The organism is Aeribacillus sp. FSL K6-2833 (assembly GCF_037965815.1).
Taxonomy (GTDB): Bacteria; Bacillota; Bacilli; order Bacillales; family Aeribacillaceae; genus Aeribacillus; species Aeribacillus composti.
Window position 1 is genome coordinate 2,714,949 of the sequence record NZ_CP150189.1, and the last position, 22,620, is coordinate 2,737,568.

The window sequence follows — 22,620 nt, forward strand, 5'->3', positions numbered from 1 at the left end:
TATCTATGTATGATGATATAATTAACATACCAAAAATGCCTATTTTATTGTCTTTTTAACCAAAAGGGTGGTGATACGAGTTGCAATTATCCCCAAAGCTGGCTGCTAAAATTATTTCAGAGGTTCAGGACGTAGTCAAAGAGGATATTATATTAGTTGATATTAATGGGATCATCATATCCTCCACTGATGAGAGTCGGATCGGCTTTTTTCATGAAGGAGCTACGATTGTTATTAAGTCCAAACAAAAGCTTTACATTGATCAAATCAAAGCACAAGTGCTGAAAGGAGTCAAAGCAGGAATCAATATGCCCATTATGTTTCATAATAAGGTAATTGGAGTGATCGGAATAACTGGCGAACCGAAACAAGTGGAGCCTTATGCGGACTTAATTAGAAGAATGACAGAGCTCATTATACAAGAAGCATATTATACTGAAAGAAACGAATGGGAAATAAGAGGAATAGAATCGTATCTTTATGAATGGATCAATGCTTCATCTGTGGATAAAGATTTTTTAGAGCGCGGGTTTATGTTAGGCATTCCTGTGTATGACACTCATGTTTGCACACTCATGGAATTGGAGATACACACATTAAATAATTACGATATTCATCGAATTCAAAAAGAAATCATAGAATTGTTTTATTCTATCTTCGGGAAAGAAAAACATTTTATTGTTCGATGGGGGCAAGAGCGCTTTTTAGTATTAAAAAAGATGGATGCTTCTTATAAACAAAATTATTTTTACAGTCAGTTAAACGATTTAAAAAAAAGATTCGAAAACAGATACAAAAGCACTTTAGCTATTGGCATAGGAAAAACAGCTTGCAAACACATGATCAATAAATCTTTTAAAGAAGCACAAAAAGCATTAAAGGTAGCGCGAAAAAATAAAGGCATCGTATTTTATGAGGATCTTATATTAGAAATCATCTTGGAAGATATCCCATCAGAGATGCAAAAGGATTTTTTGAAGCGAACCATTCATATGATGGAAAAAGATCAAATTCTAATCGAAACGTTACAACACTATATGAACAATAATCAATCGATCAAAAGAACGGCAGAGGAAATGAATATCCATATTAATACACTGCACTACCGTTTAAATAAAATCGAAGAGCTGACAGGAATTAACCCTAAAACAACAGAAGGAATTGTCATATTTTATATATCGTTACTGTTATTAAATTCTTTAAACCGTTAAGTCCGTATAATTTGATCGAAACGGGAGTGAATGAAAAAAGACAATCGGCAAAATGTTGTTCGGGGAGACGACCGGCAGGAAAACTTTGGGATTGCTGCCATACGCCAAGTATTTAAGTCCATAGTGTCTTTCAATGGGCAATTTCCTTTTAGACAAGTAATTAGGAACTGCTCTAAATGTGAGAACGTCTGGACACATGTTTGACATTCCAATGATTTTCTCTAACTGTCTCATTTGAACGTCACTCAAAATCATCCTCATTGGATTTCCTCCGCTTACATCTTGGATTCGATGATAAACGTATTTTTCCTGATGAAACAAAAAATCCCGAATATCGAACTTTTTTCAAGTATCCGATATTCGGGTTGCATTTTCAAATACATCAGCCCTTTTATGTTTTAAACAGCAGACTTTTCTCTTACATTCAACAATTTAAAGAATTCTCTCATGAATCCCGGTAAATCCGGCCAAGCGTGGCCCGATACAATGTTCCCATCCACATGAAGCATTTTTTCCACATAAGTAGCGCCTGCTGCTTCCACTTCTGGTCTACAAGCAGTGTAAGCTGTCATCTCTCTTCCTTTGATATATTCTCTTACAGTTGTTAAGACTAATTGTCCATGACAGATCACCCCAAGAGGTTTATTTTCTTTTAAAAAGTGAGCAGCAATTTCCTGAACCTTTGGATTCATACGAATATATTCAGGCGCACGCCCTCCTGGGATAATTAATCCATCATAGTCGGCAGGATTAATCTCATCTACTGATGCATGAGATTCGATTTTATATGCCCATTTTTCTGTAAAAGTCTCCATTTCAGGAAGGAAATCATGGACAACCGTCTGGAGCTTCTTTTTAACAGGTGAGGCAATTGTACAATTAATATTTTCTTCAATACAACGATAATAAGGATAAAACACTTCTAATGCTTCAGCAGCATCGCCAGTAATAATAAGAACATTTTTACTCATCTTACATCACCTTTCCTTTTATTATGAAATTATTTGTACGCTGTAAAAATTATGAATCATTTTGCCAAACTGCCTTCATAAGCAGCAGATAAATTATATCGTGCCTCCAACAATCCCCGGCAATAATGCGCATTAAACTCCATGCTCAACCTTGTCAGCTTGGCGCCTTTCAAGTAATCTGAAAACTCTTCTTCAGTCAATGGTTTCCCTTCTGGAGTTGTTATGGCAAATGTACTTGAGTGATGGAATACTTTTTTCTTCTCCAAATATTTTTCTCTTAACAGCCTCCCTTCTTCGGGCAGGGACAGTTCATTCAGTTCTTGTAGAGATAAAGACGTAATTTCTTCCTTTGACATTCCTATTTTTAGTAGATATTTCATCAGTTTCTCTTGCCTTGCATAGTAGGCTTTTATATCAAAAGTTTTGCGTAATTCTTCAAGATCTCCGTCAGATACATTATGGAAGACTTCGCGAAACGATTTTCCTGCTGATGCTCCGTGATTAATTTCATCGGATGCACAATGATCGAGTAAATGAACTTGAACCGTTTTTACCCATTCAATCTCAGATACATATTTCCTTATATCTTCAGCCATGATGTAGGCAAAGTTAGGAGAGCACCAATAAGTTGGAAGGCGAAAGACTACTTTAACATGATTATCCTTCACTAGGACTTGATCGATAAATCCCAACTCTGTTAACGGCTGATCCAGTTCAGGATCATACACTTTTTCAAGCATGCTATATACTTGCTTTTCTTTATCCATTACCTCGCTTTCACCTCCCTTTTAAGTTTTTTCATCAACTATTCTCTATTCGTCACGCTATCCGTTTGGATAATTGACAATTTTTTAATTTTTCTTTTTGTTTTTCGATATCAATGTTATATAATCTCGCTGCATTTCCTGCTAAAATCTTTTTCTTCACTTCCAAATCAAATGTAACTCCAGTCTCTTCTTGTATATCCTCTGGAAGCTCAAATTCAAGAAACTTTTCAATGATCCATTTCGGTTCCCATATAGCATAGTCACTTCCAAAAATGATTCGGTCTTCATCAAGCCAATACAACAATTCACTTATAATGTGAGCAAAATAACGAGGTCGATCATGAATTAAAGCAATGGCAACTGCCAAACCTGCATAGACATTTTTCTCTTGTGTAGCAATCCAGCAAAAATCTTCTAATCTTGGAAGCCCTACATGTTCGACAATAAAGTTCAGTTCAGGGAAACAGCTTGCTGCATCATCAACATCTGCTACGTCAAATGCATCCCGATTTAAAGGAGTGATCGTCGGCCCCTTATGAATGTGTATGTTTCTTATCCCCAGTTCTTGACATTTTTCAAGATATCTTTTTGACCAATCATCAGATAGTTTATAGCCCTTTGAATTACCATACCAATCAGCTGTCTATAACTTGACCCCTTGCCAGTTGTATTTTTCTTTGTTTTCTTCTAATTTTTCTAAGCCTCGTTCGCCATGCCGAGGATCGAATGTTCCATTGCAAATAAAACGATTAGGGTACTTTTTTGAAAGCTCCTCATTTGCATCAAAATTACCAAAACCATTTTTATAAAACTCTTTTAGAAAAACTGGCTGAAAAATCGCCATATCCACATATCCTTCCATAAACACGTCATTCACAAGTTTTTCTGGAGAATACTTTACAAACTCATCTTTCGGCCACCAATATTCTTTCGGACTTAGATTTTTGTGATAATCATAAAAACAACTAATAAATTGTTCTCCGTGGATATTCAATTGATTCTCCTTGCTTCCATCCCATAAGGCAATGTGTGCATCAATAATAAAAATTTCTTCACCATTAGATGCTTTAAACAATTTCATTCCCCCTCACATGAGATTAATTAAATAATTGAAAACGCTATCATTTTTTACGAATATTCATTGATGTTTATCAGGTAATAATACTTTATTTTCTTTTTATTCAGAAAATTTTAATCAAATTATACTTGGTTCATCCTCAATTTGATATATACACTTAAACAAAAAAACAACCATTTCTCCAGCAATTTTTTGGGTGATTAAACAAATTTTTTATAATCAAAAACAGACAGCGAAACAGCGTTTAAATCTAATGCACCAAATCCTTATCCTGTGAACGATGGCGTAATAAATCTCATCTCCTTCGGCCATTGCATAAACGATGACCCAATACGGTCACGCTCTAAAATTCCGCAATTTTTAATTCCTAATCGTTTTAATAATATCCCCATTCCAATCCCGACAGACCCGCTCCTACGATTAGAATAAAAGGGTTCATCTCTTTTCCACTCCTTGAAAATAGTAAAAACTATACCATCTAAAACGGAATTTGTGAATGGATAATCTTTTTTCCATTTATAAAAGCATTGTGCACATTGATTTCAAGCTTCCAGAAATTGTTCATGATGTGTATTGTACGATTGTTTTGTAGAAGACCTTTCTCTGAAGTACTTTTTGGCAGCTATGGATGGATTGCACCAACCGTTCTGCTTTTATGTATATCGTTTAATATTCGGCTTGCGGCATTCTAAATCAATACTCCCACAGTTTATTTTGCATTTACGAAAAAAATATGTTTAAATATTATATAAATCGTAATGATTACGATTTATATAAATTGGTTTTCAATTATCTCGAACCAATCTGAGGTCAAAGAAAAACTTTAATTGTTGAAAGGAAGATGACAATGGATAAAAAAATACCTGTGACCGTTTTAAGCGGCTACTTAGGAGCAGGGAAAACTACCATTCTGAATCATATTTTACAAAATCGCCAAGGGCTCAAGGTAGCCGTTATTGTGAACGATATGAGCGAGGTCAATATTGATGCTGAATTAGTCAAACAAGGCGGAGAGCTTTCAAGAACTGAGGAGAAGCTAGTCGAAATGTCAAACGGATGTATTTGCTGTACATTAAGGGAAGATCTATTAATTGAAGTAGAAAGGCTCGCTAAACAAGGAAATATCGATTATATCATTATTGAATCGACTGGAATTAGTGAGCCAATCCCAGTTGCTCAGACTTTTTCATATATTGATGAAGAACTAGGAATCGATCTGACGCGCTTTTGTCGATTGGATACGATGGTGACGGTTGTAGATGCCAATCGATTCTGGAAGGATTACCAGTCAGGTGATCGGCTATTAGATAGAAAGCAAGCGTTAAGTGAAGACGATACTCGTGAAATCGCAGACCTTCTTATTGACCAAATTGAATTTTGTGATGTGCTCATCTTGAATAAGTGTGACTTGGTGTCTGAAGAAGAATTGGCAAAGCTGGAAAAGGTATTAAAAACATTGCAGCCAAAAGCGAAACTTATTCGTACTGTCAAAGGTGAGATTGATCCTCGAGAGATTTTAAACACTGGACTATTCAATTTTGAGGAAGCAAGCTCTTCAGCAGGATGGATCAAGGAGTTAGAGCAAGGGCATGATCAGCATACACCGGAAACTGAAGAATATGGAATTTCTTCCTTTGTTTATTCAAGACGTTTGCCTTTCCATTCCGAGCGCTTTTACAATTGGCTTCACTCCATGCCCGAAAATATTGTAAGGGCAAAGGGAATTGCATGGTGCGCAACTAGAAATAACCTTGCCCTTTTGATGTCACAGGCAGGACCTTCTGTTAGTATTGAACCGATCTCTTATTGGGTCGCTTCTTTACCGAAAGAAGAGCAGCAGCAAATTTTAAAGGAAAACCCTCATTTGCTGGACGAGTGGGATGATCAGTTCGGAGATCGGCAAACAGAATTAGTATTTATTGGAATAGATTTACGCCCTGAAGAAATTATAAAGGAATTGGATAAATGTTTACTAACCGACGCTGAGTTTGATCAAGACTGGTCTACTCTTCCAGATCCATTCCCTTGGAATTTACAAAAAGTGTAACTGGAGGAAGGAAAGAAGGAATGATTTTATCTGGAAAAACTATTCTTGAGAAAATACAACATAAAGAATTGGTCATTGATCCCTTAACAAAAGAGCAAATTCAACCTGCTTCAGTAGATTTGCGCCTTGGAAATCATTTTCTTGTGATGGATGAGCACACCAATGCTCATCTATCATTAGAGGCGAAAGCGAAATATAAAGAAGTAGTGGCTGAAAACGAGAAAATTGTCATTCCCCCCTTCTCTTTCTTGCTTGCTACTACTATAGAAACCATCGAGCTGCCGGAAAATCTTACTGCTTTTGTAGAAGGAAGAAGCTCGATCGGCCGCTTAGGGCTATTTATTCAAAATGCCGGTTGGGTTGACCCGGGATTTAAAGGACAAATCACGTTGGAACTGTTTAACGCGAATCGCCTACCGATTGAATTAACGATAGGAAGAAGAATTTGTCAGATTATCATTTCTAAAGTTGATCAAGAAGCAAAACCATACAGCGGAAAATATCTATTTCAAAAAGGAGCGACAGAAAGCCGAATTTTTCAAGACGATGATGTCACGCAATAATGAGGAATTTTCAATAATAAATGATATGACAGGAAGGACGAACATTGGCTAAAAAATCAAAAATAGCGAAAGAAAGAAAAAGACAAGAATTCGTTGTTAAATATGCTGAGCTAAGACGAGAGCTAAAGGAGAAAGGGGACTATGAAGCTCTTCAAAAGCTCCCCCCTATCCGTCTAAAAAATCGTTGTGAAATTACCGGAAGGCCAAGAGGTTATCTCCGTAAATTTAAGCTGTCGCATATTGCATTCCGTGGGTTAGCCTACAAAGGACAAATTCCAGGCGTCAAAAAATCAAGCTGGTGAGTCAAAAATATTTCACCAATGTCTAATAGTCTGAGGAAATAAGAGCGAGCGTAAGCAAAATTGAGCTCTTTATTTCCTTTTGCTTTTTTATAAATAAAAATTGGAGTTGATTTTCATAAAGAACTTTTTTGTTGGCGAGATCAAATTTATTCTGAACATATACAATATAATACATAAATAGTATAAAATAGTAATGGGGAATCCTGCAAGAAAGAAATAGCTTAAGGGCTTGCAACCAATTTGTTTTAGTCTTCTCCAAAATTTTGGCCAACAAAATAATTTCATAATAAGTATATTTTGTTTTTTTCCTGGACAACAATTGCTTGACCGAGTTTCTTTTTCTTTATTTATTATTTTTTGATGCCCATTTGAGAGATTTTTCAACCATCTCATTGACAAACGATTCTTTCCCCTTTTGATATTGATGAGTATGATCTGGAAACTGTTTTGCTAATTTCGTTTTTAATTCACCATATTTTTTAGCGTCATCCGGGTGTTTTATCATGTATTCTTTAAAACTCAAATGTTTTTCAATATTTTCGTGGCCAATTTGATAAATATGTACATGGTGTGTTCGGTTATCTTGTCCTTTTGGGAAGTATCTTCTACCAGATATCCCATTTTCCCCTCTCGGTTCATATCCCAATTCCTTCATTTTTTCATTGTATAAATCAACCTTTTCAATATCTTTAACAACAATCAAAATATCGATAATTGGTTTTGCGTAGCCGACTGTCGGGATAGACGTGCTTCCTATATGGAATATATCAACGATTTCATCTTTAAAAGTAGCTTTAAGTATTTTCGCTTCTTTCTTATACGATTTTTCCCACTCTTCTGTCCACGGAAGTATTATCGTTTTTCTCATATGTCACCCTCTAGATCAATTAGATTTACTCTTTATAATTGAACATAAACATGATAAAGGGGAACCAATTCATCTCGCCTCGCGACAGCACAAATTATGTAAAACTTCTCCTCTTCCATGAGAGCTTGACAACATTTCTGCAGTTTAAAAAGATTGGTGATCCTCATTATTTTTAACTTTTTTGCAGTCCCCTTGAAAAAAATAGCAGCTCACGAAATTTTTCTGCTTCCTCCACTCTCTTCTAAGTATAAACCTCTTCCGCATCAAATGCATATTGTAAATCTTTATGCTTTACTTGGACTTAAACTTAGTTCCCTTTTTTGACCATTTGAGCTGCGAAATTTTTGTATTGTTGCTTCTGCTTTTGTTTTCTACTAGCACCTTATGAAGCTTTTGTGCTGATGAAATGTATAACGGCGCATGAAAAGTTGAACTCATAACAGCTGAAGGAGCGCGATTAGTAGAGATTTGAAAACGGAGAAGTTACATTCAAAACCATTAGGACAAGCATATCTAGCGATTGATGAGTTAATCACGAATAGTTTTAAGAAAAATTTAACGGCCTTTCCCCGGTTGAATTCCGAGAAAAGACCGCAGCTTATTACACTCTTTTTTTCACAGTCTTCTTAACAGGGAGATGTGCACTTAATATACTCTTTTTTCACTGTCTACTTGACAGAGACATGGGAACAAAAGGCTCTCTTTTTCTTTTAGCCTACCATTCTTCAACAAACTTCGGAACATGCCAGACATCGAACCCTTTAGTCAGTTAGTATTCTTCATAAACGTACGGTTGGTCTGGTACCTCGATCATTTCTATAGCGGGTTGTTCAATGACTGGAATGGTTGATTGATGATACGTTGTTTTATGAATGGTACCTGTAACTTTAATCCAAGTGTCATCCTTCAGCTTCGCAACATTTTCTCCCTCCACCAGCATGCCGTAAACACTCGCATCGGCGATACAACATGTAACACCAAAACGAGCCACAACGAGTTGATTCGAACGAAAATCTCGTTCGCGAAAAACAAAGCCCGTAATTTCGACTTTTTTTCCAATTAATTGTTCGACATTTTCGCTAATCATATTAATGGTAGAAATATATTTTTCATCTGTCACAACAATTTTATCCGTTCCGATTAAATCGTTTTTCAACTGCTCATTTTCCTTTTCTGTACTTTGCACAGCCGAATTGTCCTCTTGCAAAATCTCATTTACTCGCTCGTCTACCTTTTTCATATAACCTTCTGGATCACGCAAATATTCCTCTACTAAATCTTTCTCTTCCGTTTGAACCTGCGAATTGGAACTCTCCGCTAATGGCTGTGCACCGAATTGAACGCCTCGTTTCGAAGCGACAGAACTGTCCAACACATGATTGGACAGCATTAATCCGATCATTACTGGCAGCAAAAAGAGCGAATAAATAAACACCGTACTAGCAGGCGTCTTCGGCATATGATGTTCTCCATCGCAATGACAATGACTCTCCGACGTATTCATGCCGCTCCGCAATATTTGCATTCCTCCTAATATAAGCAGCACAAATAGCGCAAAATATATAAATGGATGCATTTTCGGCGATACATAATTCGCTAATTGAGAAGTCAATAAAAGCTTAAAAAACAATAGTGCATATCCTGCTAATATAATTCCTCGAATGAACATATGAAAAGAACGCATAGTCTCCCTCCCCTATAAAATGTTTAAAGATTGCAGAAGAATGATACTGCCATAAATCACAACCGTTACTACGAAAATGAATACAGCTACAAATTTCGGTTTAAAATAGGCAAACAGCATAAACGTATTTTTTAAGTCGATCATCGGACCGTAAACAAGGAAGGCAACAAGAGAACCGATCGTAAACGTTGAACCGAACGAAGCTGCGACAAATGCATCCGCTTCAGAACATAATGAGAGAATGTACGCTAATCCCATCATGACTGCAGGTGCTACAGCCTGATCTCCTCCGATTTCCAGCAGCGTCGTTCGATCAAAACCAGCTTGAAAAATACTTGCAACAAGCGCACCAACAATTAAATAGCGCCCCACATCGAAAAACTCATCACTGGCGTGCAAAAGTGTTTCAAGCCAGCGATTTTTTGCAAGATGATGATGTTCATGCACATGATGCTGTTTTTTTAATGGTAAGCTAGTGCGAAAAAAGAAATAAATGATTGCACCGATAACGATCGATGCGACAAACGCTAGTCCCATTCGGGCATAAACGACATCCATATTTGTTTGAAAAGCGTAATATGTAGAGGCAAACACAACCGGATTTAAAATAGGTGCCGTCACCATGATAACGACGCCTAAATGTAGCGGCATTCCCTTTAAAACAAGTCTTCGCACGACCGGAACAATCGCACATTCGCAAATAGGTAAAAATGCGCCAACAATTGCGGCGGGAACGAGAGCGAGAATCGGGTGCTTCGGAATGAAGCGTTTGAGCGTATCTTCTGAAACAAATGTTTGAATGAGCGCTGATGCAAATACACCAAGTAAAATAAATGGGATGGCCTCTAAAATAATGCTTAAAAACAACGTACTTACATTTAAAACTTCTTTTGGAATGAAACTCGGATCAATAAGACGATCCCCGAATAAAAACAGCAATAAAATCCCGCCAAATAGGGCCGTACCGGCAACATCTTTTCCAATCTGCTTCCCTGCATTTTCCATCGTTCATTCTCCTAACATTGTTATTAATAAAACAGAATGATTCTTATTTTCTATATGCCTGTTTAACTTTTAACATACCAATTAGCAGTTGTCAAAGCGAAAAAAAATAGACCTTACCAAACTATGTTTAATAAAGGCAATTTGCAATTAAAGAAAATGCAGCAAACTTTTGTCAAATTTTTCTACACATTTTTGTAAACACAATTACTCCTTGAGTTTCCCGACTGCTCATAAATATCTGTTTACCCTTCTGAAACGACGAACTTTGTTGTTTTACTTGAGCTCATCATTCACCAGAAAACTATCCGTCTTGCAAACCGGACACTGCAAAAGAGATGGTGTTTAAAAGATTGCGAAACAGTAATTCATAAACATGAACAAGAACTTTCTTGATTATAAACCGAATTCATCGGCCGCTTGTTCGATCAGATCTTGAACGTGACTGAAGGAGATGAATGAAATCTCCTGCAGCAACGCTACATCTTTCGTGCGCTAAAAAAAATGGCACCCAAACGTTTTTCGAAAGTGCGGGTACCAATTTTAGTGATGCCGTTTTTCTTTGCTTCACGGTTTATACCATAATAAGCTTGTGCTCTTTTAATCCGGAAGCAGCGGGCGGAATAATTCGCCGTGTAAGAAAGAATGTGCTGCAGCTCCCGATTGATTTTGAATCGCTTATATCTATCTATTAAAAGTCAACATTATCCGGGTCTGGACCGAAAAAACTTCATGCTTCAATGACAAAATCGGTCTTTCGATGATTGCTGTTATAGTTGGCAAAATTCCCTTCATTAACCTCCTTCTTTTTTTAATATGTTAACCAAATAAAATTTTAGGTTGACATTTCTATCATTCTTCTTGCATAATAAAAAACAAATATTGTATTAGGAGGAAAAGCATGAAAATCAAGTCGATGGTGTTAATTGCTCTTTTTGCGGCGTTAACGGCGATCGGTGGGTTTATTAAAATCCCTATTCCATATGTCCCATTTACGCTGCAAATTGTATCTGTTTATTTAGCTGGGTGTTTGTTAGGCCCAAAACTCGGAATGTTAAGCCAGCTTGTTTACGTTTTGATTGGACTGGCAGGTGCGCCTGTTTTTGCGGAAGGAGGAGGTCCAAGTTACATTTTTAAACCTACATTTGGTTATTTACTAGGTTTTGTGTTAGGAGCATACGTCAATGGCTGGTTGATTAAGAGATTTCAATTGGTAAAAACATTTTCTATTTTCCTCGCTAATTTCGCCTGCCTTCTTGTAGTGTATCTTCTTGGCTGTCTTTGGTTATATGCAGCAATGAAATTTATTTTCGATAAGTCGTTAACGATTGCTCAAACATTATTATTTGGTTTTGTGATTCCTATACCGGGAGATATTTTCTTATGTATCCTATGTTCCATCATCGCAGCGCAGATTCTTCCACGGACGAACTTTTTGATTCATAAACAAGGAGTTGCATCTTAATGGGAAAAGCGATTTTTATCACAGGGACCGGAACAGAAATTGGCAAAACGATTGTCACTTCCATTCTATTTCTGGTATTGAAAGAAATGGGAGTGAAAACAAAAATATTTAAACCCATTCAAACAGGTGTAGTAGAAGAGAGCGATTCTTTTGCCGATCAATATTGGTATGAAGAAGTGATTGGAGAAGAAAAAGGCTCTACGGGGATGTATTATATGGAGCCTGCTGTTTCCCCTCATTTAGCTTCAGAGATCACAAATACTACGATTCTGCCAAATGAAATAAAAAATAAAATTTTAGAATTAAAAAATCAATACGATGTTGTTCTAGTAGAAGGAGCAGGCGGACTCGCGGTTCCGCTCATTGAACATTCTAATGGATTTTATATGACAAAAGATTTAATTCAAGAATGTGAATTGCCAACAATTCTCGTGTCTTTGGCTGGATTAGGGGCTATACACCATACACTCACAACTGTAAATTATGCCGAAATGCACGACATTAAAATCCTCGGGCTTATATTTAACCATTTTGACCAATACAATATGATTCATATTGATAATGTACGGACTATACATAAGATGTTGAATCTTCCTATCATCGCTAAATTGCCAACAATGGACTCTTTGTCTAAAGACAGTCTTACTCAATTAGCCAAAACATTGATATCCAAGCAAGAACTTAAGAATGTATTGTCAGGGGGATTAGAAATTGAAGTATAGCTACGAACAGTTAGAACAACTTGATAAACAATATGTATGGCATCCTTTTACCCAAATGCAGTCTTATATCGAAGAAAAGCCGCTCATCATTGAAAAAGGAAAGGGAAGCTACCTTTATGATGTCGAAGGAAAAAAATATTTAGACGGTTATGCATCTTTATGGGTAAATGTTCACGGACACAGTGACCCTGAATTAAACGAAGTGCTTCATGAACAAATTGAAAAAATCTCTCATTCTACGCTTTTAGGGTCCGCGAATGTTCCTTCCATTTTATTAGCAAAAAAACTAGTGGAAATTTGGGGAGGAAATTTATCAAAAGTATTTTATTCCGATACAGGGGCTGCTGCCGTTGAAATTGCATTGAAGATGGCATATCAGTACTGGCAAAACATTGACCCTGTCCGCTACAAAGATAAAAACAAATTTATCTCATTAAAAGAAGCTTATCACGGGGATACGATTGGTGCTGTAAGTGTTGGTGGAATGGATTTATTCCATCGAATCTTTAGGCCGCTATTGTTTGAACGAATTGAAGTACCTTCCCCATATGTATATAGAATGGACGAATATGGCGATGAAAAGGAAATTGTGAATTATTGTTTAACAAAGCTAGAGGAAACGCTTGAACAGCATCATTCAGAAGTCGCGGGTATGATTGTCGAACCGCTCGTTCAAGGAGCGGCAGGAATCATTGTACATCCGAAAGGGTTTTTAAAAGGTATTGAAAAGCTTTGCCGCAAATACAATATTTTGCTTATTTGCGATGAAGTGGCTGTTGGATTCGGCAGAACCGGAACATTATTTGCCTGCGAACAAGAAGATGTCCAGCCTGATATTGTTTGCTTAGCCAAAGGCATCACAGGAGGATATTTACCGCTTGCGGCAACATTGACAACAGAAGAAATTTATTCTGCATTTTTAGGAGATGTTCATGAAAATAAAACATTTTTCCATGGTCATACATATACGGGAAATCAATTATCTTGTTCTGTTGCGTTAAAAAATATTGAGTTGATCGAAAAGAGAAACTTAGTTTCGGATGTCCAACGAAAAGCTCATGCGTTGGCAGGTAAATTGCAAAAGCTTTATGAACTGCCGATCGTCGGTGATATTCGTCAAAAAGGACTCATGATTGGCATCGAAATCGTCAAGGATAAGAAAACAAAAGAAATATTCGACCGCTCGGAGCAGATTGAGCATAAAATTATTTTAGAAGCTAGAAAGCGCGGGCTCATTATCCGACCATTAGGTCCTGTCATCACGTTTATCCCTGTTTTGGCGATGACCGATGATGAGCTAAAGACCGCTGTTGATATTATTTTTGATTCGATTGCGGAAATGGTAAGCATCAAGCAGTTGTAAGATGAAGGTACTGTATCGTTGCAAGGGGATGTCTCATGTTTTGAGACATCCCCTACTTACAATTAGTCAAGAGTTTTTAGTAAAACTATTTGTTTCAGTGGATTTATTTAGGGGGTTGTCCAGAAAGTCAAAATCCACTGAAAACGAAACATCATAAGCATTGATATATCAACTCTATAAGCCGGAAAATCGACTTATTAGAAGCCCCTAACTAAATAAATTTACGCATGCCAAATAGCCCCCACGATTTTTGCTTTTTTTCCTAAACAATTACGAAGTTGCTGATGCGATTTCGTAATTGTAGGCGATTATGTAATATTTCCCCATCATAAACACAAAGCTGAGCAGAATTATAGATAACCATATAGCTCTTTCCCCTACTAACATCAAAGGCAATGACACTTTGCATAAACATTCCTCCTCTATTATTTGTAGAAGCCTTCATATAACCTTAATGATTCCCTTTTCTTATCCACGATCTCATGGATCCAACATATTAAATCTGATTCTTATAAGATCCGTGAAGTAGGCCAGTTTTTTCATTGCGAACTCATAGTTCTGGGGCTGTCACGACCTTTTCTCCACTTCTACTAAAAAATAGCAGCACAGACCTTGACCGTGGTCTGTGCTGCTAATCTTAATATGTTTTTATTTACATGAAATGAAGTTAAGGATTTCTTCTTTTGTCGGTAAGGATGAAATTGCACCTTTTCCTGTTGTTGTGATCGCACCGCTTGCATTGGCAAAGGTGAGGATTTCTTGATGGTGTTCATTTAATACATCTATTAAGTTATCATGGTTTACTTCTTTTTCGAGTAGTTTATATAAAAAGCCACCGATAAAGGCATCTCCTGCACCTGTAGTATCCTGAACCTCAACTTTGAAACCAGTTGATTCATATTTGGCATTCTTCGTGTAAAGGTCGGCTCCATTAGCACCTTTTGTGTAAATAACGGCTTTTACATCACCTGTGAATAAGTTTTCAATCGCCTCTTTTTCATTAGTGATTCCTGTGATAAACGCTAATTCTTCATCGGAAATTTTGATGATATGTGCTTTCGGAATAAATTCTAAAATCGTTTGTCGACATTTCTCTGCACTGTTCCATAGTGGAAGGCGAACGTTGGGATCAAAGCTAATGATTCCCCCATTTTCTTTAACAAGTCGAATTGCTTTTTCATGGGCTTTTTTCATTGGGCTTTCGACTAGATCGACGGAGCAAAAATGTAAAATATCTCCTTTAGCAAACCAACTTTCTTCAATTTCATCTTCTGAAAGCAAAAGATCTGCAGAAGGATTGCGATAGAAGGAAAAATCACGTTCACCATCATCGCGCAGTGAAACAAATGCTAATCCTGTATTCGCTTCCTTTGTTCGCTTTATTTTATCTGTTTTCACACCGATTTTTTGTAACTCTTCAATTAAAAAGTCACTAAAGGCATCCATTCCAAGCTTTGTGATCATTGCAGATTCTGCTCCAAATCTCGCAACAGCTGCTGCAACGTTTGCTGGGGCTCCCCCAGGTGCACGTTTAAAAGATTGAACATCCTTTAATGCTTTGCCTTTTTGCATTGGAATAAAATCAATTAACACTTCACCAATTGAAAATAAGCGCCCCATTGTCTACACCTCCCTTTTAATTCATAGTGGATAAGTTATATTTCGTTGTGTCTAATGTAACTTTTCCGTTTCGTGCAAAGAAGCGAATATCTGTGCTTTCAGGTCTTGGAAAAATTCGGCTCGTAAATACTTCAACGCCGTCATTGATAAAAATTTCGACAGAAGACGTATCAACAAACAGATGAAGCTTTAACGTATCCCCTTCAACGCTGCACGTTCTTGTTGTTCCATATTCTTTAGCTGGAACCTCCCCTGAATGGGTACGGTCTAAGGTCACCTTTTGTTCCTTTCTGTTATAGGAGATGACCGTTTTTTCATCTTTACATGACCGGAATTCAATCCCGACTTCATCTGCTTCCATGTTCGTAAATTCACAAATAAGTTCATACGTCGTCCCATTGAATCCATCATACATTTTTTTCTCATCATCGAGAATATCTTTCACATTTATCGAATCTTGTCGCAATGCTTCTAGTTCTTTTACAGGACACTGAATAAGCTTTCCATTTTGAACGGTCAACTCTCTCGGTAATGTTAAACAATGAGCCCATCCATCCTTATCAGTTGGATACTCGATTTCGGGAAGACCCATCCACCCGACTAAAAGGCGACGTCCCTTATGGTCAATTGTCGTTTGTGGTGCATAAAAGTCAAATCCACGGTCTAACTCAACAAACTCACCGTGTTCAAAAACTTTTGTCTTTAAATCTAGTGTGTTCCCTAAAAGATAACCGGATTGATAGATATTTTGAAATTGATCTCCCTTTGGCTCTAACCCTTGTGGTGAGAAGATCAGCACACCTTTTCCATCTAGTTCAAAATAATCGGGACATTCCCACATAAATCCAAATTCCTTTAAGTTTGTTTGAACCTCACCTTCAAATGTCCAATTTTTTAAATCAGGTGATGAATAAAGAACAATACAACCTGTTTTGTTTTCCCTCTGTGCCCCGATAACAGCATAAAATGTGTCATTTTCCTTCCAAACTTTCGGATCGCGATAATGATCGGTATAACCTTTTGGAACTTCTTTAATAACCGGCTCTTGTAATTTTTCAATACGACCATTTTCATTCATTACCGCTAAGCATTGATATGGATGACGAACCCAATTTTCATCTCTTGTATTTCCTGTATACATTAAATGGAGCTTACCGTCATGACAAATAGCACTACCTGAATAAGCTCCGTGAGAATCAAAATAATCGTTCGGCTTAATTCCAATTCCGACATTTTGCCAATTGACAAGATCTTTTGATTTTGTGTGATACCAATATTTTAATCCATGAACAGGACCTAGCGGAAACCATTGATAAAACAAGTGATATTCTCCGTTAAAATAAGAAAAACCATTTGGATCATTTAAAAGTCCCGTTACTGGTTGAATATGAAATTTCTGACGCCAAATGCTTTTGTTGACTTTTTCTTTTAATGCATTCAATTCTTCTTTTGTCGCTTCTTCGATTCGGCGATACCGTTGTTTTCTCGTCCATTCCATCTTTAAACCTCAAACTCCTTCACGATGTAAACACAGGGCCTGACCTCTTTTTAAGGATCAGACCCCAATATTTAATTTATTAAGATGCTTTTTCTGCTGCTTGTTCTTTTTTCGCTGCACGTTTCGCTAAAATGATGGTTGTTACGAATGCAACGATGAATGAAATAACCATTCCAATTACGTATGGAACTATGGAATCTGGACGAATTGAAATAATACCTGGTAAACCAGCTGCTCCAAGCGCAACAGCTTTTACTTTAAAGATCGTAATAAATGCGGCTGATATAGCTGCACCTGTAATAGCACCAATAAATGGATAACGAAGCTTCAAGTTTACACCAAACATAGAAGGCTCTGTAATTCCTAAAAGAGCCGAAATACCAGCTGCGGACGCAATACCTTTAATTTTCTTATCATTAATAATCATAAAAACAGCTAATGTTGCTGCACCTTGAGCTACGTTTGACATAGCCGCAACAGGGAAAATAAACGAACCACCTGTTTTAGCAAATTCTGCTAACAATTGTGTTTCAACTGCAATAAAGCTATGATGCATACCTGTAATAACGATTGGGGCATAAACTAAACCGAATAACGCACCACCAATGAGTCCCGTAGTATCATATAACCAAACAAGTCCGTCTGTTAATAAGTTACCTGCAGAACGAGTAATCGGTCCTACTGCTGTAAACGTTAAAATGCCTGTAATAAAAATCGTTAATAATGGCGTTAATAAGTTATCAAGTGCAGACGGAATATATTTGCGTAAGAATTGTTCTGTTTTCGCTAAAATAAAGGATGATGCTAATACAGGTAATACGGTCCCTTGATAACCGACTTTTTCAATTTCAAAACCGAAAATACTCCAAACTGGAATTTCACCGTTCGCTAAGGCGCTACCATAACCCCAACCATTTAATAAATCAGGGTGAACCATTAACATACCTAAAGTAGCTCCTAAGTACGGGTTACCACCAAAGCGCTGTGTAGCGGAGAAACCAATTAAAATTGGTAAAAAGACAAATGCCGCATTGGCAAATGTATTAATAAGTGCTGCTAAGTCCGCTATTTCTGGATATGCATCAATGAGGGACTTACCTTCAATAAATAGATCCTTTGCCGTTAATACGTTATTAATTCCCATTAAAAGACCGCCAGCAACAATGGCAGGAATAATCGGAACGAAAATATCAGAAAGTAGCTTCACTAAACGTTGAATTGGATTTAAATTTTTCGCTCCAGCATCTTTCACATCTTTTGTAGACATTTCTTGAAGTCCAGTTAATTTGGTCAATTCTTGATAAACTTTGTTAACTGTACCTGACCCTAAAATAATTTGGAACTGTCCACCCGTTGAAAAAGTTCCTTTTACATCGTCCATTTTGTCAAGCGCTTCTTTATTTATTTTACTTTCATCATTTAAAACTAGACGTAAACGTGTCGCACAGTGAGCTGCAGCAGAAATATTATCTTTTCCACCAAGAGCTTCTAAAATTTCTTTTGCGATTTGATCGTATTTCATAGCTTCCTCCCCCATTTATTTAGTGGAACCGGTTCCATTTTTCACGATTTAGGAACCGGTTCCAAACTTTATGAAATGGAACCGGTTCCAGTCTGATTATAAGTCATTAGGAATGATGCTGTCAACGCTTTCTCGTTCAATAATTTCATATTTTGATAATGTTCTTTTTGGAACTGACTCCTCATTGACAAGCTTTACAATGTTTTGCGCTGCCATCTTTCCAGCCTCTTTAAAAAACAGTTTTACTGTTGTTAGCCCTGGGTGAATAATTTCCGTCACATCATATCCTCCAAAACCCGTAATAGAAACATCCTTTGGAATGCTCAATCCTTTTAATTGTGCTGCCCTTAAAGCACCAAGAGCAATATTATCCGTTGCACACACAATGCAAGTTGGCTGAAATCCTTCTAGCATTTCTGTTACTCTTTGTTGAGCAGCAAACATATTAAAACCTGTTTCAAAATAACGAACCTCACATCCTTCCGCTTCTGCTATTGCCCTTTTAAATCCTTCCTTTCTTCTTACTCCAACTGCTACATCCTTTTCGGTAACACCTAAGTAAGCAATTTTTCGATGCCCTTTCTCTAATACATATTTTCCAATTGCATAGCCTGCTTCCAAATCATTATGAATCAGACTATGTACATCAGGATGTTCTTGGCCAACAAGAAGAATCGGGATGTTCACCTTTTCAAATGCCTCTAAATGTACTTGTGTAATTTGAGTAGCAAGTAAAATAATTCCCGCAACTTTTTGACTAGCCAGACTATAAACCGTTTCAATTTCACGTTCAATTTGCTGATTCGTATTGGATATTAATAATTGAAATTTCAACTCTTTTAATTGTTCATCAATCCCAATTAAAGTATGCGATGCTGCATAGGAATCTAATCGCGGAACAATCGTTCCAATAAAATATGTTTTCTTAGCCTTTAAACTTTGTGCAAAAGGATTAGGTGTATATCCTGTTTCTTTAATGGCAAGTTCAATTTTTCTTTTTGTTGCTTCACTAACAGATCCACCATTTAAGTAGCGAGATACAGTGCTTTTGGAAACTCCCGAAATTTTTGCTATATCTGCAATAGTTTTATTCATTCCTAGTCCACCTCAAAAATGAGTTCTCTTTTTTTTATTATAATATTAAACCCATTTTTAATGCATGGGGTAACAAAATAAGCATTCGAGATTTAAAATCCTGTGCTCCGAATAATAAAGCAATCGGTATTCACCGATTGCTGCAAATTTGATAGGTTACTTCTAGGATCGATTGATTCCTCCACTTTTGTTGGGGATTTAAATCACTTCTGGGATCTTTCCCATCACTTTGGCTAGAGATTCAATCACTTTTAAACGCCATTCCATTACTTTCCCCTAACATTTTTACTCACCTTTCCATCACTTTGGCGGGTGATTCAATAATCAATCTTTTGTTTCCACTACTCGATCGACTCCCAACTTTTGAACATGTAAATAGGTCAATGCCCCATATCTCAAGGATTTATGACTTTTCATCTCGTTGATTCCGACTGGTCTCAAACCAGCGACCTCCACCCTGTCAAGGTGTAGTAGTAGGATAAATCATAGTCTAATAGAATGCAAAAAATTTATTTTTATCTTAAACAAAAATACGCCAACAAACATATTATAAAACCAAAAAATCGACGACAAGCTGCCGTCAAGATTACCTGCAAAACAGAATCATTTATCCCCCTTCAAATTTTAAGGGGGATTTTTATTTTGAGACAATATGATTGGTCTCTATTACCTAAATAAGAAAATAATCTAGAAACTTTTTGGTAGTTTTTTCTTAAAATTCCCTTTTTTCATTTCTATTTACTAAAAATTCCTATATCTGTCTTATAATGAAACAAAAAGCTTTTCCACTTGATGGAATCCATTTCGTTTCAATCGGAGGCATGGATACAGTGAATGTCAACTATATACCTTCAGAATGGGAAAGGACCAAGAAAGGCATCGGCAACCTGATCGGCGCCGGTGCATGGGGAAAAGGCATGATCGACAACTTAAAAGATATCAGCGATCTTTTGGAAGACGCCCAGTCAGACATCGCCAAATATGACAGCGACGGTGTCATCTCTTTTACCCACACGGATCGCAAAAGCCAATATCAACAATTATATGAAGATTATCTCGCCCTACACAGATTTAGCGACCGTGTCGGAGATATTGTCGACCGCACCATCGATGAGCCGTTTTATCAAGATATCGATGCTTTTGTCGAAGCGATGCGCGACTTATCGATATCAAAGATCAAGACGAAAAACCACATCGGCGCAAAAGAAACAATCGTTGTTCCAGGAACTTATGGCTCACAGGAGACGATCGAAGTGCCAAAAGCCGAGGTCGGACTAGAAGATCTGTTCAGCGGCAGCAACTACTATGCCAGGCTGATGGAACGGGAATACGCCTCATGGAAAGAACTGAACCCCCGCCAGGACTTTTCTGAAAAAGAATACATAAAGAAGGCATTGAATTCCTACGCCTTTCAGTATGAATCGATCAAAGACGGGCAAATGAACAAAGAATTCTGGGGGCAAATAGCGGCGCTTGCCGTGATTGTCGGCGCTTCATTCATTTGTCCGCCAGCAGGGATGGCATTGGGTGTGGCTTATGGTACACTGGAATTAAGTTCGACCGTTTCCGGAAAAGACTGGATTTCAGGGAGGAAACTGGGAACAGGCGAAAGAGTATTCCGCGGTGCCCTCGCCCCATTGGATATCGTCCCTGGCGTCAGCGCGCTTTCTAAATTCAGCAGCGCCGCCCGGTTCGCACCTCTACGAGAAGCCATGGATCCCAAGCTATTTACAAGCTTGAAAGCTGGATTGCACCAGAAATCACAACGTGCCTGCGACCTGGTTGTCCATGCGGAAAACAGCATATTGGCCCGCATCAGGAGTGCCAAGGCATGGACGAAAGAAATGCCGCAGCATTTAAAAACCGGTGCGAGAAAAGGTTCGTTGCAAGTCGGTCGGTTCGTAGACAACGCCGCAACAAACTTAAGACACCTCCTGCCAAGCCGGCAAATGGGATTGGCCATAGAAGGGGCTGGGAATGTTAAGGTTCCGGTGGAGAATAAGATTCAAGCTTGGTTAAGTAAGATGGATGGGATAAATGTAGGCGGAGGTAAAGCAGGCAACGATGGCATTGAACTTAGCACTAAGGGTATGGGTAATGCTAGACCGTCTTGGAGACAATCAGAAATTGACATAGGAAAAGAATATCCAGAATATAGTGCTCAAAAATCTTTCAAAAACGGAAAAGAAGTACCTTATGGGACAAAAGGAAGCTCAAGACCAGATTTTTATAGAGAAGGATTTAGTATAGAGGTAAAAAATTATAAAATTACTACCTATAATGCTCCCATAAGGTGAGACACATGAGCGTGATAAATAAGTTATAATGATACCATGAAAAAAAGAAACCGATATACCGCAGAATTTAAAGCTAAGGTGGTTCTTGAGGTGTTGCGTGAAGAGCAAACCGTCAATGAAATAGCCGCCAAATATGAATTAAGCCCAGTCATGGTCAGTCGTTGGAAAGCAGAATTTCTAGAACGATCCTCGATGGTCTTTGAAAAAGGCTCAAGCGAAGTGGATAAAATCCGTAAAGAATATGAGGCCAAACAAGAAAATTTAGAGAAATTGGTAGGTCAGTTAACGGTTGAAGTTGACTGGCTGAAAAAAAAATCTGGGCTCAAATAAGTCTGTTGACGAACGAAAGGCTATGGTCGAATTCAATCACCCATCGATCAGCATCAAGCGTCAGGCACAGTTATTAGGTATTCATCGTACTAGCGTGTATCGCCAATCAAAGGGGCAAACAGAAAGCTCAGAAAACATCATGCTCATGCACGAAATGGATATGCTTGTTTTTTGCAAGCAAAAAGTGCAGAAAAATGCAGCGAAATTTACATAGG

General features: G+C 37.6%; 23 protein-coding genes. 10 read left to right on the top strand and 13 right to left on the bottom strand.

What is annotated here, in order from left to right:
• The first annotated feature begins 80 nt into the window (after positions 1 to 80).
• Positions 81 to 1,211: a sugar diacid recognition domain-containing protein gene (locus NSQ94_RS13120; protein WP_339229314.1), complete on the top strand. Its 1,131-nt coding sequence runs from the start codon at positions 81 to 83 to the stop codon at positions 1,209 to 1,211.
• Here NSQ94_RS13120 and NSQ94_RS13125 read toward each other — a convergent pair.
• The 6 genes from NSQ94_RS13125 to NSQ94_RS13150 all read right to left on the bottom strand — a co-directional run bounded on the left by NSQ94_RS13125 (position 1,200) and on the right by NSQ94_RS13150 (position 4,419).
• A complete protein-coding gene (locus tag NSQ94_RS13125) occupies positions 1,200 to 1,472 on the bottom strand; it encodes a hypothetical protein (protein ID WP_339229316.1) in 273 nt (90 codons plus the stop codon). The two genes, NSQ94_RS13120 and NSQ94_RS13125, sit on opposite strands and share 12 nt — an antisense overlap.
• Before the next feature lie 137 nt (positions 1,473 to 1,609).
• Positions 1,610 to 2,182 (bottom strand): DJ-1/PfpI family protein, encoded by a 573-nt coding sequence (locus NSQ94_RS13130; RefSeq protein ID WP_063386439.1) that lies wholly within the window; start codon positions 2,180 to 2,182, stop codon positions 1,610 to 1,612.
• 56 nt (positions 2,183 to 2,238) lie between these two features.
• A complete protein-coding gene (locus tag NSQ94_RS13135; protein WP_117017476.1) occupies positions 2,239 to 2,949 on the bottom strand; it encodes an iron-sulfur cluster assembly protein in 711 nt (236 codons plus the stop codon).
• 52 nt (positions 2,950 to 3,001) lie between these two features.
• Entirely contained in the window at positions 3,002 to 3,511 is a 510-nt protein-coding gene (locus tag NSQ94_RS13140; RefSeq protein ID WP_339230745.1) for an amidohydrolase family protein, read from the bottom strand.
• Positions 3,512 to 3,592: 81 nt separating this feature from the next.
• The gene (locus tag NSQ94_RS13145) at positions 3,593 to 4,024 is read right to left on the bottom strand and encodes a hypothetical protein (protein WP_339229319.1); all 432 of its coding nucleotides are present in this window, start codon (positions 4,022 to 4,024) and stop codon (positions 3,593 to 3,595) included.
• 269 nt (positions 4,025 to 4,293) lie between these two features.
• Positions 4,294 to 4,419 carry an NAD(P)-binding domain-containing protein gene (locus NSQ94_RS13150; RefSeq protein ID WP_082829538.1) on the bottom strand — a complete coding sequence of 42 codons (126 nt, stop codon included), beginning with the start codon at positions 4,417 to 4,419 and terminating at the stop codon, positions 4,294 to 4,296.
• Between the two features lie 455 nt (positions 4,420 to 4,874).
• Between NSQ94_RS13150 and NSQ94_RS13155 the strand changes: the two genes are divergently transcribed.
• From NSQ94_RS13155 to rpsN, 3 genes are read left to right on the top strand one after another with little or no spacing between them, the layout of a single operon-like run.
• The gene (locus tag NSQ94_RS13155; protein WP_066249901.1) at positions 4,875 to 6,074 is read left to right on the top strand and encodes a GTP-binding protein; all 1,200 of its coding nucleotides are present in this window, start codon (positions 4,875 to 4,877) and stop codon (positions 6,072 to 6,074) included.
• Between the two features lie 20 nt (positions 6,075 to 6,094).
• Positions 6,095 to 6,637 (top strand): dCTP deaminase, encoded by a 543-nt coding sequence (dcd, locus tag NSQ94_RS13160; RefSeq protein ID WP_066249898.1) that lies wholly within the window; start codon positions 6,095 to 6,097, stop codon positions 6,635 to 6,637.
• Positions 6,638 to 6,681: 44 nt separating this feature from the next.
• On the top strand, positions 6,682 to 6,939 hold the full coding sequence (gene rpsN, locus NSQ94_RS13165; protein WP_339229321.1) for a 30S ribosomal protein S14: 258 nt from the start codon (positions 6,682 to 6,684) through the stop codon (positions 6,937 to 6,939).
• 343 nt (positions 6,940 to 7,282) lie between these two features.
• On the opposite strand, the gene NSQ94_RS13170 is transcribed toward rpsN, so the two are convergent.
• From NSQ94_RS13170 to NSQ94_RS13180, 3 genes are all read right to left on the bottom strand, one after another.
• Complete coding sequence (locus NSQ94_RS13170; RefSeq protein ID WP_339229323.1) at positions 7,283 to 7,807, bottom strand: GrpB family protein; 525 nt, start codon at positions 7,805 to 7,807, stop codon at positions 7,283 to 7,285.
• A gap of 769 nt (positions 7,808 to 8,576) precedes the next feature.
• Positions 8,577 to 9,491 carry a TIGR03943 family protein gene (locus NSQ94_RS13175; RefSeq protein WP_066249890.1) on the bottom strand — a complete coding sequence of 305 codons (915 nt, stop codon included), beginning with the start codon at positions 9,489 to 9,491 and terminating at the stop codon, positions 8,577 to 8,579.
• Positions 9,492 to 9,503: 12 nt separating this feature from the next.
• On the bottom strand, positions 9,504 to 10,496 hold the full coding sequence (locus NSQ94_RS13180) for a permease (protein WP_339229325.1): 993 nt from the start codon (positions 10,494 to 10,496) through the stop codon (positions 9,504 to 9,506).
• 898 nt (positions 10,497 to 11,394) lie between these two features.
• Here NSQ94_RS13180 and NSQ94_RS13185 point away from each other — a divergent pair.
• The 3 genes from NSQ94_RS13185 to bioA are packed head-to-tail and all read left to right on the top strand — an operon-like array spanning position 11,395 to position 14,043.
• Entirely contained in the window at positions 11,395 to 11,958 is a 564-nt protein-coding gene (locus NSQ94_RS13185) for a biotin transporter BioY (protein WP_063386449.1), read from the top strand.
• Positions 11,958 to 12,680: a dethiobiotin synthase gene (gene bioD, locus NSQ94_RS13190; protein ID WP_066249880.1), complete on the top strand. Its 723-nt coding sequence runs from the start codon at positions 11,958 to 11,960 to the stop codon at positions 12,678 to 12,680. The genes NSQ94_RS13185 and bioD overlap by 1 nt, the downstream gene beginning before the upstream one ends.
• The gene (bioA, locus tag NSQ94_RS13195; protein ID WP_339229327.1) at positions 12,670 to 14,043 is read left to right on the top strand and encodes an adenosylmethionine--8-amino-7-oxononanoate transaminase; all 1,374 of its coding nucleotides are present in this window, start codon (positions 12,670 to 12,672) and stop codon (positions 14,041 to 14,043) included. The genes bioD and bioA overlap by 11 nt, the downstream gene beginning before the upstream one ends.
• 648 nt (positions 14,044 to 14,691) lie before the next feature.
• Here the strand turns inward: bioA and NSQ94_RS13200 are convergent.
• From NSQ94_RS13200 to NSQ94_RS13215, 4 genes are all read right to left on the bottom strand, one after another.
• Positions 14,692 to 15,663, bottom strand: coding sequence for a carbohydrate kinase (locus NSQ94_RS13200; RefSeq protein ID WP_066249876.1), 972 nt, complete (start codon positions 15,661 to 15,663; stop codon positions 14,692 to 14,694).
• A gap of 16 nt (positions 15,664 to 15,679) precedes the next feature.
• Complete coding sequence (locus tag NSQ94_RS13205) at positions 15,680 to 17,161, bottom strand: sucrose-6-phosphate hydrolase (RefSeq protein ID WP_339229330.1); 1,482 nt, start codon at positions 17,159 to 17,161, stop codon at positions 15,680 to 15,682.
• A gap of 79 nt (positions 17,162 to 17,240) precedes the next feature.
• The gene (locus NSQ94_RS13210) at positions 17,241 to 18,683 is read right to left on the bottom strand and encodes a sucrose-specific PTS transporter subunit IIBC (RefSeq protein ID WP_339229332.1); all 1,443 of its coding nucleotides are present in this window, start codon (positions 18,681 to 18,683) and stop codon (positions 17,241 to 17,243) included.
• Between the two features lie 96 nt (positions 18,684 to 18,779).
• Positions 18,780 to 19,778, bottom strand: a complete 999-nt coding sequence (locus tag NSQ94_RS13215) for a LacI family DNA-binding transcriptional regulator (RefSeq protein WP_339229334.1) — start codon at positions 19,776 to 19,778, stop codon at positions 18,780 to 18,782.
• 821 nt (positions 19,779 to 20,599) lie between these two features.
• On the opposite strand from NSQ94_RS13215, the gene NSQ94_RS13220 reads away from it, so the two are divergent.
• Genes NSQ94_RS13220 through NSQ94_RS13230 form a run of 3 tightly spaced genes read left to right on the top strand, consistent with a single transcriptional unit; the run spans position 20,600 to position 22,619 of the window.
• On the top strand, positions 20,600 to 22,075 hold the full coding sequence (locus tag NSQ94_RS13220) for a hypothetical protein (RefSeq protein WP_339229336.1): 1,476 nt from the start codon (positions 20,600 to 20,602) through the stop codon (positions 22,073 to 22,075).
• 36 nt (positions 22,076 to 22,111) lie between these two features.
• Positions 22,112 to 22,405, top strand: a complete 294-nt coding sequence (locus NSQ94_RS13225) for a transposase (RefSeq protein ID WP_063387357.1) — start codon at positions 22,112 to 22,114, stop codon at positions 22,403 to 22,405.
• A 22-nt stretch (positions 22,406 to 22,427) separates the two neighbouring features.
• Positions 22,428 to 22,619 (top strand): hypothetical protein, encoded by a 192-nt coding sequence (locus tag NSQ94_RS13230; protein ID WP_339229338.1) that lies wholly within the window; start codon positions 22,428 to 22,430, stop codon positions 22,617 to 22,619.
• Position 22,620: the final 1 nt, after the last annotated feature.